General features: G+C 56.8%; 10 protein-coding genes. 7 read left to right on the forward strand and 3 right to left on the reverse strand.

The genetic code is table 11. From position 1 onward, the window contains the following. Window positions 1-34 precede the first annotated feature (34 nt). Entirely contained in the window at window positions 35-1,693 is a 1,659-nt protein-coding gene (locus tag ACR8BF_RS10295) for a methyl-accepting chemotaxis protein (RefSeq protein WP_292992715.1), read from the reverse strand. 221 nt (window positions 1,694-1,914) lie between these two features. Between ACR8BF_RS10295 and ACR8BF_RS10300 the strand changes: the two genes are divergently transcribed. After that, on the forward strand, window positions 1,915-3,171 hold the full coding sequence (locus tag ACR8BF_RS10300) for a mechanosensitive ion channel family protein (RefSeq protein WP_434744903.1): 1,257 nt from the start codon (window positions 1,915-1,917) through the stop codon (window positions 3,169-3,171). A 48-nt stretch (window positions 3,172-3,219) separates the two neighbouring features. Here ACR8BF_RS10300 and ACR8BF_RS10305 read toward each other — a convergent pair whose 3' ends face one another. After that, window positions 3,220-3,516: a hypothetical protein gene (locus ACR8BF_RS10305; RefSeq protein WP_292992719.1), complete on the reverse strand. Its 297-nt coding sequence runs from the start codon at window positions 3,514-3,516 to the stop codon at window positions 3,220-3,222. A 417-nt stretch (window positions 3,517-3,933) separates the two neighbouring features. Between ACR8BF_RS10305 and treZ the strand changes: the two genes are divergently transcribed. The 4 genes from treZ to ACR8BF_RS10325 all read left to right on the forward strand — a co-directional run bounded on the left by treZ (window position 3,934) and on the right by ACR8BF_RS10325 (window position 11,268). Further along, entirely contained in the window at window positions 3,934-5,718 is a 1,785-nt protein-coding gene (treZ, locus tag ACR8BF_RS10310) for a malto-oligosyltrehalose trehalohydrolase (protein ID WP_434744904.1), read from the forward strand. After that, window positions 5,715-8,243 carry a malto-oligosyltrehalose synthase gene (treY, locus tag ACR8BF_RS10315; protein ID WP_434744905.1) on the forward strand — a complete coding sequence of 843 codons (2,529 nt, stop codon included), beginning with the start codon at window positions 5,715-5,717 and terminating at the stop codon, window positions 8,241-8,243. The genes treZ and treY overlap by 4 nt, the downstream gene beginning before the upstream one ends. 57 nt (window positions 8,244-8,300) lie before the next feature. Then, window positions 8,301-10,376 carry a glycogen debranching protein GlgX gene (gene glgX / locus ACR8BF_RS10320; protein WP_434744906.1) on the forward strand — a complete coding sequence of 692 codons (2,076 nt, stop codon included), beginning with the start codon at window positions 8,301-8,303 and terminating at the stop codon, window positions 10,374-10,376. A gap of 127 nt (window positions 10,377-10,503) precedes the next feature. Next, window positions 10,504-11,268 (forward strand): SDR family NAD(P)-dependent oxidoreductase, encoded by a 765-nt coding sequence (locus ACR8BF_RS10325; protein ID WP_179895863.1) that lies wholly within the window; start codon window positions 10,504-10,506, stop codon window positions 11,266-11,268. 117 nt (window positions 11,269-11,385) lie between these two features. Here the strand turns inward: ACR8BF_RS10325 and ACR8BF_RS10330 are convergent, their stop codons facing one another. Next, window positions 11,386-11,661 carry a hypothetical protein gene (locus ACR8BF_RS10330; protein WP_136198166.1) on the reverse strand — a complete coding sequence of 92 codons (276 nt, stop codon included), beginning with the start codon at window positions 11,659-11,661 and terminating at the stop codon, window positions 11,386-11,388. Between the two features lie 542 nt (window positions 11,662-12,203). Between ACR8BF_RS10330 and ACR8BF_RS10335 the strand changes: the two genes are divergently transcribed. Together ACR8BF_RS10335 and ACR8BF_RS10340 are read left to right on the forward strand one after the other, a co-directional pair. Further along, window positions 12,204-12,746: a TetR/AcrR family transcriptional regulator gene (locus ACR8BF_RS10335; protein WP_179895865.1), complete on the forward strand. Its 543-nt coding sequence runs from the start codon at window positions 12,204-12,206 to the stop codon at window positions 12,744-12,746. Continuing rightward, the gene (locus tag ACR8BF_RS10340; protein ID WP_434744907.1) at window positions 12,743-13,885 is read left to right on the forward strand and encodes an MFS transporter; all 1,143 of its coding nucleotides are present in this window, start codon (window positions 12,743-12,745) and stop codon (window positions 13,883-13,885) included. The genes ACR8BF_RS10335 and ACR8BF_RS10340 overlap by 4 nt, the downstream gene beginning before the upstream one ends. Window positions 13,886-13,981: the final 96 nt, after the last annotated feature.

Below are 13,981 nucleotides of genomic sequence, written 5' to 3' on the forward strand. Positions count from 1 at the left end.
CTGCGTGCGCAGTGATCCGTCAGACATTCCGTTATCAGAAGGTCTGCCAGTTCTCATTGTCCGTCACGGCGGCAGGCTGACGTTTTGGCACGGCAATCGCCTTCGCAACCGGTGCGGCAGAGAATGCGGCGTGCAGACTGCCGGTTTTGAATACCGATACCGTTTTACGCAGATAGCTCGCCTGCTCTTCCAGTGAGGCGGCGGCACTGGCTGACTCCTCCACCAGCGCGGCGTTCTGCTGCGTCACGCCATCCATCTCAGAAACCGCAATGCAGACCTGCTCAATGCCACGGGTCTGTTCGGTCGAGGAGGCGGCGATCTCTTCGATCAGTTGTGTCACCCGGCTTACCGACTTCACGATACTCTCCATCGCAATGCCTGCCTGAGAAGCGTGACCGGCACCGGTTTTGATGCGCTCGGCTGAGCGGTCAATCAGACCGCGAATCTCCTGCGCGGCGCTGGCGCTGCGTCCGGCCAGCGAACGCACTTCACCCGCGACAACGGCAAATCCACGCCCCTGCTCACCGGCACGCGCGGCTTCAACCGCGGCGTTCAGCGCCAGAATATTGGTCTGGAAGGCGATGCTGTCAATAATGGCGATAATACCGGCGATCTGATTCGAGCTTTCGCTGATCTGATCCATGTTGGCGATAACGCGGGCAACGGTTTCGCCGCCCTGCAGGGCGGTGGCAGACGCCTCTTTCGACACGGTGGTCGCCTGCTGCGCATTGTCTGCGTTGAGTTTCACCGTCGAGGTGAGCTGCTCCATGCTGGCGGCGGTCTGCTCCAGCGCGGCAGCCTGCTGTTCGGTACGGGAGGAGAGATCGGTGCTGCCAGCGGAAATTTCTGCTGCTCCGGTAAAGATAGAGCGGGTCGCGTCATCCACCGAGGTAATGGTCACCACCAGCGCATCGCGCATCTGCTGCAGCTCCTGAATCAGCAGGCCCATCTCATTGCGGCCTTCGTGCTGAATATCGGAGGTTAAATCACCTGCCGAAATCGCACGCATATAGCCGGTCAGTCGGCCCAGCGGGCTAATCAGCAGCTTCTGCAGTCCCATCCAGACCGCCACGCCAATCACGCCAGTAATCAGGCAGATAGTCAGCAGCGCCCAGAGCGCATCCGTCAGGCTGCGCTGGTTATGTTCAGAGGTATCTCTCATCAGCTGGATGTTCACCGCACGCCAGGCTTCATAGGCCGAATCAAGCTGGTCCTGTGCCGCCTGCGCTTCAAGGTTGCCATAGCCCGCGTAGTTACCCTGCTTCAGAAACGTAATGGAGGCCAGCATGGTGTCATGCATCTGCTGATAGGCGTTCTGCACCTGCGTCGACTGGGCTTCGCTCTGCCCCTCTTTGCGCGGCATCGCCTGCCACGCTTTAAAGTCGGCATCGGCTTTGTCCGCAGACTGTCCCGCCTGCTCCAGCAGCGTGGCGATGGCCGCCAGTGATTTAGGATCCTGCTGGTTTTTCAGGAAACGGATCGCCACGCGGTTGATGGTAACGCGGGTTTTAATCAGGGTTTTCACCGCATCGCTCAGATGCTGCTGCTGCAGTGTCAGCTGTTCGGCGGCCACGAAGTTTTTATCGGCTTTTGCGACGCCGTTGTAGAACAGAAATCCGGTCAGGGTCAGTAACGTAATAAAGACGGCAAGCACCGCCAGAATACCGTGAGTTATTTTAAGATTTTTAAGCATGTCCGCAGGCTCATGTCAGAGAAGTTAGAGTGGTTATCGGCCAGCCTGGGATTTATCTGAGTATACCGGCAAAGAAGTTACCAATCCGCCCCCGCCGGGCGCAGCCAGCGCGCCGCTCAGGGCAGAAAAAAGTTACGACTCTGTCTGAACGCATTCGGCGCTTAACAACCGACCCCATGCTGTGGTTGAATTCGCCCCTTACTTTTTCGCTCGTGGTTAACATGCATTACATTCAGAGTCTGATGAGTTTTATTGAGGGGAACAGGGTGCTATCGATCAGCTTCAGCCTGCTGCTGCTGATCGTGGCCGGGATGGTCACTCACCTGATCTGCAAATTTTTCATCGTCAAAGTCATCAGGCGGGTCTTTTTCAGCGGGCATAAAAAGGGTGTGCCACTGGATAAGGACATTCGCCTCTCTCAAAAGCTGTCAAATTTTGTGCCGGTGATTGTGGTCTACAATTTCCTGCAATTCATGCCGGGCCTGCCTGAAAATCTGAAAGTCGCGATTCAGACCATTTGCGGCATCCTGTTTTTTGTCTATCTGTCGATCTTCTTCAACGAAGTGCTGGAGATTGTTAACAACTCCTATACGCGCAAATCCAAGCGCAAGAATCACTCGATCAAGGGCTATATCCAGATTGGCAAAATCCTGGTGCATATCATCGCCGCGATCATGATTCTGGCGATAATGTCCAACAAATCACCGGCAATTATCATCTCCTCGCTGGGTGCAGTTGCCGCGGTGCTGATGCTGATTTTCCAGCATACACTGCTGTCGCTGGTGGCGAACATTCAGCTCTCCTCCAACGATGTCCTGCAACTGGGCGACTGGATTGAGATGCCGGACAGAAACATCAGCGGCGAAGTGATCGACATTGCGCTGCATACCATCACCATCCGCAACTGGGATAACACCATTTCGCGTATTCCGACCAAGAACTTCCTGACCGAGACCTACACCAACTGGCAGGCGATGTTCTCGTCGGGCGCGCGCCGCATCATGCGCAGCTTTTATCTTGATCAGAAGTCGATCACCTTTGTGAATCAGGAGATGCTGCAGTCGATGAGCCAGATCCGTCTCGCAGGCGAAACGATTACTGAGATGCTGGATGGACGCGATATCAATGCCGTTGGCGACCGCTGGTTTATGGAAAACGGCATCACCAATCTGATGGTGTTCCGTAAATACCTGACTGGCTGGCTGGCCCAGCGCGATGACATTATGAAAGAGATGTATATCGTGGTGCGGCCGCTGAAGCCGTCGCCGGATGGGCTGCCGGTGGAGATCTACTGCTTCACTTCATCGATTTTCTGGGCTGATTATGAAAATACCCAGGCGGCGATTTTTGAGTATATCTATGCGATGGCCCGACTCTTTGAACTGCAGATTTACCAGCACCCGACAGGATCGGATTTTGCCCGGCTGGCTCAGCCGCGGCCCGACAGCCGGGATGCGCAGCAGAACGGCGTACAATGACGCGCGGTGGCAAGCTTCTGCCACCGCCGGAGTAAAGGTTGCTCAGCATTAACTCTTGCTGAGCGCATAGTTCAGCACTTTGTCATTTTTCATCTGCACGGTCAGCGTCTGCCCCTCGGTGGTGTTCAGGGTGCGCGCCTCGCTGTAGGTCCACTTCAGCAGCCGCTGCCCGTCCGGGTAAGGCGTTTCACTGTCAGGCTGACCAAACAGCGCAATCAACTGAGCTTTGGTGGTCTGACCGGCATGAATGTGCTGCAGATTACTGCTGTCCAGCCGGTGCCCGACCTGGCTGGAACAGGCGGCGAGCAGCAACAACAGCGCGGCTAACAGAATTCGTTTCGTCACGTAACATCCTTATGAAGTATTCAGCGCCGCAGGTCATCGAGCGCGATCGCGTTTAAGCTTATAGCGAATCCGCACCATCCGGCAGGGTTTTCTGCGCCTGCACCGTCTCCTGTCCCCAGGCAGAGTCCGATTCACGGCAATTAACGCAAATTTATGCCGCCAGACGCCCTGCAGCCCTGCGATTGCAACATCTTAGTCTATGATTACTCTCTGTATGCCGCGTGGAAGCGGTCTCACTCCTTTCTTCCCGCCGCATTACGCTGAATATCAGTCCAGCATCCTGGCTGAAGAGACGCGCCAGCCCACCTGGCATCCTGGTCTCGCTGCAAGGTTTATGATTTTTGACGCTTACGTCATCGACATCCTTTTCTCGCGGTGGCCGCCATCGCGTATTTCCAGGCTAAATGAGGCAACTGAATGGAATCCAAATCTTTTTTTAAAAGTTGGGGCGTTGAACGGGTTGCCAGTGATGAGGTACGTTTCCGCCTCTGGGCAACCGGTCAGCAACGCGTGACGCTGCGTCTCTCCGGCAAAGACATTGAAATGACACCGCAGGCGGATGGCTGGTTTGAAGCCCAGGTCGCCGGTGTAGCGGCGAACGCCGAATATGATTTTGTGCTGGCGGATGGCACGGCCGTGCCCGATCCCGCCGCCCGCGCCCAGAAAGCGGAGGTTAACGGCCCGTCGCTGGTGATCGACCCTGATGCGTATCAGTGGCAGAACACAGGCTGGAAGGGTCGTCCGTGGCAGGAGTCGGTGGTGTATGAACTGCACATCGGCACCTTTACGCCTGAAGGCACCTTCCGGGCGGCGATTGAGAAGCTGCCCATGCTGGCTGAAACCGGCATCACCATGATTGAAGTGCTGCCGGTGTCGCAGTTTGGCGGCCATCGTGGCTGGGGTTACGATGGCGTGTTGCTCTATGCACCCCATGCAGCCTACGGGTCACCCGATGATTTTAAAGCCTTTATCGATGCGGCACACGGTCACGGTCTGTCGGTGGTGCTGGATATCGTGCTGAACCACTTCGGTCCTGAGGGCAACTATCTGCCGCTGCTCGCGCCAGACTTCTTCCACAAAGAGCGCCAGACGCCGTGGGGCGCGGGTATCGCCTATGACGTTGATGCGGTACGCCGCTACATCGTGGAAGCGCCGCTTTACTGGCTGCAGGAGTTTAATCTGGATGGCCTGCGCTTTGACGCCATCGATCAGATTGATGACCCCAGCGAAAAGCATGTGCTGATTGAAATTGCTGAGCGCATCCGCGCCACGATTACCGACCGCCCTGTTCATCTCACTACCGAAGATTGCCGTAACGTCACCTTCCTGCATCCGCGTGATGAAAACGGAGAGGCTCCGCTGTTCACCGGCGAATGGAACGATGACTTCCACAACGCCGTGCATGTGCTGGCCACCGGCGAAACGCACGCTTATTACCAGGATTTCGCCGACCAGCCGGAACAGCGGGTAGCACGTGCGCTGGCAGAAGGCTTTGTCTATCAGGGTGAAGTCTCGTCGCAGTCGGGCGAGCCGCGCGGGGTGAAAAGCAGCAGCCAGCCGCCAGTCGCATTTGTCGACTTTATCCAGAACCATGACCAGACGGGCAACCGCGCGCAGGGCGAAAGGCTGGTCTCGCTGGCAGGCGCAGAACGGACGCAGGTGCTGCTGGCCATGTTACTGGTCTCGCCGCACATTCCGCTGCTGTTTATGGGCGAAGAGTATGGCGAAACCCGGCCGTTCCTGTTCTTCACCGATTTCCACGGCGATCTGGCCAAAGCGGTGCGTGAAGGTCGTGCCCGCGAGTTCGAAGGCCATGCCGGTCACGGTGAAACGGTGCCGGATCCCAACGATGTCACCACCTTTGAACAGTCGAAGCTTAACTGGCAGCGCACAGAAACGCCGGAAGGTCAGCAGTGGCTGGCGCTGACCCGTCATCTGCTGGCGCTGCGTCAGGAACATATCGTGCCGCTGCTGCAGAGCGCCGGAGGGGATGCCGGTCAGATAGTGAAAACAGCAGAAGGTTTCCTGGCAGTACGCTGGGACTTCCCGCTGGGCACACTGTCACTGGCGCTGAACGTCGGCGACAGTACGCAGCCGATCCCGGACTTGCCGGGTGAAACCCTGTTTGCCTGGCCGCAGACCGCTACCGAACTGATTCCCAACGCTATCGTGGTGCGTCTGGAAAAGAGAGAAGCTGAATGAATATTCCTACCGCAACGTACCGCATCCAGTTCCGCAACGGCATGACCTTTGACCGTGCGGCAGCGCTGGTGCCCTACCTGAAACAGCTGGGTATCAGCCATCTTTACGCCTCGCCGATCTTCAGCGCGACCGCGGAGTCGACCCACGGCTATGACGTGACCGACGTTAACCAGATCGAGCCGTCGATTGGCGGCCGTGAAGGCTTTGATCGCATGGCTGCCGCGCTGAAAGCAGCCGGGCTGGGGCTGATCCTCGACATCGTGCCGAACCATATGGCTGCCTCACTGGAGAACCCGTGGTGGCGCGATGTCATTGAGCATGGCGAACAGAGTCGCTATGGGCACTATTTCGATATCGACTGGTCGCGCCGCCTGACGCTGCCGTTCCTCGGTGACACCTTTGAGGCGGTGCTGGCAAAAGGTGAGATCAGCGTGCAGCGCGATCCCCAGACCGGCAAGCCGGCGCTGGCCTACTTCGACAATTTCTATCCGCTGAAACCTGAGACCTGGCAGGATCGGGAAGAGGCGGTGCTCGCCCTGCGCGATGCCGCACAGATTGCCGAACTGCATGAGCAGCAGCCGTGGCGACTGATCTCCTGGCGTGATGCGCCCAATGACCTTTCCTACCGCCGCTTCTTCGAGGTGACCGGTCTGGTGGGTGTCCGCGTGGAAGATAAGGACGTCTTTGATGCTGCACATCAGCTGATCCTCGAACTGGTACACAGCGGCGCAGTGCAGGGATTGCGCGTCGACCACGTGGATGGTCTGGCCGATCCGCGCGGCTATCTGGAGCAGTTACGCCAGGCTGCCGGTCCCGACTGCTATCTCACCGTGGAAAAAATCCTTGGCGACAATGAACAGCTGCCTGACGAGTGGCCGGTTTCCGGCACTACCGGATATGAATTTATGGCTGCGCTCGCCAATCTGCTGGTCGACAGCGATCGCCTGAGCGGCCTGCGCAAAGCATATCAGGCCGTCATCGGCAAAACCGTCGACATGAAAGCGGAGCTGCGTGCTGCCAAGCTGCTGATGGCGAACCGCAACTTCGCGGGTGAATTTAACCGGTTACACCAACTGGCGCTGAAAATTGCTGATACAGAAGGCGCGCCACAGCCGGAAGCCGAACTGAAAAATGCGCTGCGTGAGTTGCTGGTGGCGTTCCCGGTTTACCGCACCTACGGCACACCGCAGGGCCTGACACCGGCCGACACTGCGCTGCTGCAACAGGTCGTCAGCGAGGTTAAAGCCAGTGCCCATGCACCGGACACGCAGGCGCTCGACTTTCTGACCCGCATTCTGCGTGCTGAGATTCCCGACGCTGCCCGCGACGATGCCACACAGTTCCGCACCCGCTTTCAGCAACTGACCGGCCCGCTGATGGCGAAATCGGTAGAGGACACCCTTTTCTTCCGTCAGCACATGGCGCTGGCGCTGAATGAAGTGGGGGCTGAGCCGCTGGCGCGTCACTTCTCGCAGGATCAGTTCCATGCAGAGATGCAGGCGCGGCGCGAACATCAGCCCGATGCGCTGTCAGGCACTTCAACGCACGACACCAAGCGCGGTGAAGATGCCCGTGCGCGTCTCTATACGCTGACCGAAGCGCCGCAGCGCTGGGCGGAGTGCGTCAGCCGCTGGCGTGAAATGAATAACGATCATGTCGTTCACCTGAAAGATGGTCCGGCACCGGAACCGGCGGTCGAGTGGATGCTGTATGAAGCGCTGGCTGGCGTCTGGCCAACCACCCTGCAGCCGCAGGATGCGGCGGGTCTGGCGGCGCTGGAAGCCCGCTTTGTGGTTTATGTAGAGAAAGCGCTGCGTGAAGCCAAACTGCGCACCGACTGGGCCGACAATAACGACGCCTATGAAGAGGCGGTGCTGGGCTATGCCCGTCACCTGCTCGCGCCTGACAACAGGGCTTTCCTCAGTGATTTCTGCCAGTCGCTGCAACCCTTTATGCGTGCCGGGCTGGTCAACAGTCTGACCCAGACCGTGGTGAAGCTTACCGCGCCTGGCGTACCCGATATTTATCAGGGCAGCGAAGCGCTGGACTTCAGTCTGGTCGATCCTGATAACCGCCGCGAGCCTGATTTCGACGCCCTGGCCGCGATGCTTAATGCGCCACAGCAAGACAGCAGCGAAGCGCACTGGCTGCGCGGTCAGGTCAATCAGCAGGCGATTGTGAAGCTGCTGGCGCTGCGTCAGCAGCAGCCTGAACTGTTCCGCCAGGGTGACTATCTGGCGCTATCAGCGGAGGGCGAGCAGCAGGATAACGTACTCGCCTTTGCCCGCACATACCAGGATCAGGCGGTCATTGTGATTGTGTCACGCCGGGTGTTTAACGCGCTGCCAGAGAATCTCGATCAGCCACCCGCAGCGCGCTGGGCTGACACGGTCATCGACCTGCCTGCGGCCTTGGGCAATCGCCGCTATCAGGATCAACTGAGCGGCAAAACCCTCAATGCCAGCGACCCGTTGCCGCTTACAGAGCTGGCATCGCAGTGGTGCGCCGTGCTGGTGGCACAGTGAAATCCGAATGAATTTGTTTATTACGCGTCAATCTGTTCATTGAATAACGAGGCATAAATGTCAAACAGTCAGCGTTTTGAAATTACGGCGGGTTACAGCCATTTGCTGGGGGCCAACTTTGATGGCCAGGGCGTGAACTTCGCCCTGTTCAGCGCCCACGCCGAGCGGGTTGAACTCTGCCTGTACGATCCCAGCGGCAAAACGGAAATTGCCCGTCTGGAGCTGCCGGAATATACCCATGAAGTGTGGCACGGCTATATTCCGGGGCTGAAACCCGGCGCGCTCTATGGCTATCGCGTTTATGGTCCTTATGATCCGGAAAATGGCCATCGCTTTAACCCGAATAAATTGCTGCTCGACCCGTACGCGCGTGAACTTGCGGGCGACATCGCCTGGAACGAGGCGCATTTCGCGTACGATCTTTATCACGACGATAAAGATCTGACGTTCGACACCCGTGACAGTGCGCCGTTTACGCCAAAGTGTCGGGTTGTCGACCCGAATGAATTCGACTGGCACGATCAAAACCGCCCGAACGTGCCATGGCCCAAAACCGTGATTTATGAAACTCACGTCAAAGGCTTCACGCAGCTCAACACCGCGCTGCCGCCGGAAATGCGCGGCACCTTTGACGGCATGAGCCACAAATCGACCGTCGACTACATTAAAAGTCTGGGCATTACCTCGGTTGAACTGCTGCCAGTGCACTGGTTCCCGGACGATCAGCATCTGCTGGATAAAGGGCTGAAAAACTTCTGGGGTTACAACACGCTGGGCTTCTTTGCGCCCGCGACCCGCTACTTCGGGCCGCGCGGCATTCAGGGCTTCCGTGACATGGTGCGCGCCTTCCATGATGCCGGCATTGAGGTGATCCTCGACGTGGTCTATAACCACACCGCCGAGGGGAATGAGCTGGGTCCTACGCTGTCATTTAAAGGCATCGACAACTTCTCCTATTACCGCACGATGCCAGACCAGCATCGTTACTACATCAACGACACCGGCACCGGCAACACCGTGAACACCTCGCATCCGCGCGTGCTGCAGATGGTGCTCGATTCACTGCGTTACTGGTCGGAGTCGATGCATATCGACGGTTTCCGTTTCGACCTCGGCACCATTCTCGGTCGTGAACCCGATGGATTCGACCCGCGCGGCGGCTTCTTCGATGCCGTGATGCAGGACCCGATTCTGTCGCAGAAAAAGCTGATTGGCGAACCCTGGGATATCGGTCCGGGCGGCTATCAGGTGGGCAGCTTCCCGCCTGGCTGGGCAGAATGGAACGATCAGTACCGCGATACGGTACGTGATTACTGGAAAGGCAACAACGTCTCTACCGACTTTGCCGCCCGCCTGCTGGGATCCGGTGACCTTTACGATCAGCACGGTCGTCGCCCGTGGGCCAGCGTTAACTTCATTACCGCGCACGATGGCTTCACCCTCAACGATCTGGTGTCGTACAACGACAAACAAAATGCGGACAATGCCGAAGATAACAACGACGGTCACAACGACAACCGCTCGTACAACTATGGCGTCGAAGGCCCGACCGAAGATGAAGGCATTAACGCAGTGCGTGAGCGTCAGAAGCGCAACTTCCTTGCTACGCTGATCTTCTCTCACGGTACACCGATGCTGCTGGCAGGCGATGAGTTTGGCCGCAGCCAGATGGGTAACAACAACGGCTACTGCCAGGACAGCGAAATCTCCTGGGTACACTGGGATAACCTGCCGGAATCTGCCGAGGCGCTGCGCGAATTCACCCGCCAGATCCTGACGTTACGTGCGCAGCAGCCGTTGCTGCGCCGTGAAAGCTGGCGCGACGGTATGGATATCAAATGGTTTAACGCCGGTGGCGGCTTCCAGCAGGCTGAGCAGTGGGATGAAGGCTCAACGCTGGGCGTCTATATCGGCCGGCCGGACCTGCAGACTGAGGAAGGCATCTGGCATGACGTCCTGATGCTGTTCAATCCGTTTGAAGGCAATGTACCGTTCCAGATTCCGCAGTTTGGTGAAGGCGGCTGGGTGCTGGAACTGACCACCAGCGACACCGCGAAGCGCGGTCTGGTGATTACCAAAGAAAAGGATTTCGAACTGGAAGGACGCAGCTTCGCCCTGTTCAGACGTCCATAGCCGTTAACCCCGGTTAGAAAGTCGTCATCTGGCGCAGCGCATTTCGCGCTGCGCTTGTGTTTCTGGCGATGGCTGCCAGGCTTAACCGGTTGTTAACAGTGAGAATTGATGCTGATAAGGAGGCATAATGTCCAGATTTACGCAGAAAGTTGTGGTTGTGACAGGTGCCGGGTCCGGCATTGGCGAAGCCAGCGCAAAGCGCTTCGCTGAAGAAGGGGCATCCGTCGTGCTGGTAGGTCGTACCGCGCAGAAACTGGAAGAGACGCTGGCCGGAATGACGCCAGGCGATCACCTGGTAGCAGCGTGCGACGTCTCAGAAGCCGATCAGGTTAAGCAGCTGTCAGAAACCGTGCTGAAGAAGTATGGCCGGGTTGACGTGCTGGTGAATAACGCGGGCGTTATCGTGCAGGGCCGCGTCCATGAAGTCGGACTCGACGCATGGAAAACCCTGATGAAAACCGACCTTGATGGCGTTTTCCATGGCGTACACTATTTCATGCCTGCCCTGTTAAAGAGCAAAGGCAACGTGGTCAACATCTCTTCCGTTTCCGGCTTAGGCGGCGACTGGGGCATGAGCATCTACAACGCAGCCAAAGGGGCGATCACTAATTTTACCCGTGCACTGGCGATGGACTACGGCGCAGATGGCGTGCGGGTTAATGCAGTCTGCCCCGGCTTTACCCTCACCGACCTGACCGAAGATGCCAGTCAGGATCAGGCGCTGATGGAACGCTTTTACGATCGCATTCCGCTACGCCGTGCAGGTGAAGCAGATGATATCGCCCATGCCATTCTTTTTATTGCCAGCGATGAAGCCAGTTATATTACCGGCGTCAATTTGCCGGTCGATGGCGGAATTACCGCCTCTAATGGCCAGCCTAAACAGGCATAAATATCAGGGCAGCGTCTTTACGCTGCCTTTTTTATTCTGAACGCCCCGCCCTGTTATTTCGCTTTATTCTCTTTTATATGTGGCCATGTGTTGCCGGAGAATTTTTACGCCCGCGAATTAATGTTTTGGCGTATGACGGGTTGGGGTGGCTGCGCGCGCCGGTTTAATTGTCGTGCTGTTGCTTGTCGGGCAAATAAACGTGCTCAGACAGGCATTACAGAGAATGGCATTGGCGTGATGGACTTTCGCCACTGCCAGCGCCTGCTGCCGGGTATAAAGCGAACCAATAAAGACGCGTTTATCGTTCTTTGACAGATTAACGCAACCTTCTTTGTGTAAAATCCATCCACCCATGGGACGCGGGCACAGATAATAGTAGCTGGCTTTAAGCATGGTAGTCATCCTGATAGTTGCTGTATGTATCTTAAAAAACGAACCAAAATTCGTAAGAGGTTTTTTTTGTAATCTGAAGCGTTATTAAACTAACTGAGAATTTACCCTAAAACCACTTTATTGCGTAACGCAAACTGACTTTGAGAATATGCCCTTTTTTGCCGATGATATCGCTTCAGGCATTCGACGCACTGAAACATACCCTTCCGTTTTGCACCCCCTATTGTAGTTGTAATGCTAATGCATCAATAAAGCAGCTAAACTTAAAATAATACATTAAAAACAACTGACTACCGGATGGTATAGTTAATTTATCCTGCAAGTACCCTCCGTTATGATTAGAGTCACAACTAACTTAGTTCATCCCCACCGGGGTAAGTATGAGTATTGATAAACAGAGACTGAAAAAGAATAAAAACAGCCTGCGGCACGCCTTTAAGCGAAGCGCCAGAGTGGCCGCCGTCGGGGATTTATCAATACCGTCGTATTCAAAGGATAGAAATGGGCTTGAAAAAGTAAAACGATCGGTTTACTTTTAAGGAATGAAAAAGAGAAACGATATCATTCAGGCTGCCGAGCGGCTCTTCTACACACATGGCTTTCACGCTACCAGCACCGATCAACTCTGTCGGGAAGCCGGTGTCTCTACGCGTACGCTTTATCACCACTTCGCCTCACGCGAGGCGCTAACCTCTGCCGTGCTGAGTGCTCGTGAGCAGCGTTTTATGGCTGACTTGCTGCCACCGCAACAGCCAGAGGCGATAGCGCAGCTGTTTGTGGTGCTGGGCGACTGGACAAAGGCGAACGGTGCCCATGGCTGCTTCTTCCTGAAAGCCTGGGGGGAATACGCTGAGCGTGACAGTGAGCTGGCCGCGCAGGCACTGGCCTTCCGTGCCACAATGCGCCACTACATCACACAGTGTGTGACGCATCTGTACGGTGCTGAAGATCGGCAACTGAGTGATGCCATCTGGATACTCTTCGAAGGCGCGATCACTACGGCGCTGCTCACCGGTCCCGCCGCAGCCCGACAGGCGGCTCAGGTCGCCCGTCAGCTACTGCGTCAAAACGGCGTGACCGGATGAGATCGTCTACCGCTCTGGCTCTCACCGGCTTTAGTCTGATCGCCGCGACTTACGGCATGGCCCGCTTCTCATGGGGATTGATGCTGCCTGCTATCTCGCCAGATATCCCGTTTACCCCACAGCAGGCAGGGTTGCTGTCGGCATGCAGCTTTGCGGCTTACTGCTTCACTATTCTCACTTCAGCCGCGCTGACCGAACGCTATGGCACACGTGTGACCGCGTTACTGGCCTCACTCAGTGCAGCGGCAGGTCTGCTTCTGCTCGCCAGTGCCTCTTCAGTACTGATGCTGGCGGCCGGACTGTTTATCGCCGGATTGAGTTCTGGTCTGGCTTCACCCGCACTGGCCGCAGCGGTCAGTCACAGAATTCCTGCAGCACGTCAGCCGCGTACAAATACGCTGATCAATGCAGGTACCAGCGCGGGCATTATCCTGACGGTAGTGATCCTGAGCATGCTGCCTGGCGGCTGGCGCGCCGCCTGCCTGCTGTTTGCCCTGCTATCACTGCTCTGTGTGCTGCCAGTCATGCGCGTGTTAAAGGATCAGGCGGCCGAACGCACCTCCAGAGTGCGTCACTGGCAACAGCGATTTTATCGCCGCACTATGCGCCAGCTGATGGGTATCGCGCTGATGTCGGGCCTGGTCAGTGCAGCCTGGTGGAGCTTTGGGTCGGCGCTTCTGCGTCAGCATGTCGGTGTTGATGCAGAGACCGCCCGCTTACTCTGGCTGATTGCGGGAAGTGCAGGCATTGTGGGTGCGGCAACCGGCCTGGTCGCTGCCCGTATAGGGCTAAATGGGGTTTACCGGCTGTCATTGTGTGGTATGGCACTGCTGGTGCTGGCCATGAGTCATGGTGAATCTATCGGCTTAGGCATCGCGGTTGCCTGCTGCGGCGCAGGTTACGTTACCCTGTCAGGCGTACTGTTGGTCTGGGGCGCTCGCGCCACCGCCGAGGACCCGGCGACGGGCGTCAGCATCCTGTTTTTTATGCTGGCGGTAGGTCAGGTTGTGGGATCGCTGCTGTTTGGTCAGCTCTACGCCTGCTGGGGTGCCACAACCGCCTTAACGCTCTTTGCGATCGTTGCCCTGCTGTTGCTGTTTATTGCACCTGCAAAGAACAGCGGCGAGGCAGTTAAATAAGCAGACGGCGGCGAAAGAGATAAAATCGCCGGTAAATGTAATAAATCGTCGCGGATATGCCATGCCAGACAGTCTGAAAATATGTATCCGGCTAAT

Origin of the sequence: Candidatus Pantoea rara (assembly GCF_051136265.1) — a bacterium.
Lineage (GTDB): Bacteria > Pseudomonadota > Gammaproteobacteria > Enterobacterales > Enterobacteriaceae > Pantoea > Pantoea rara.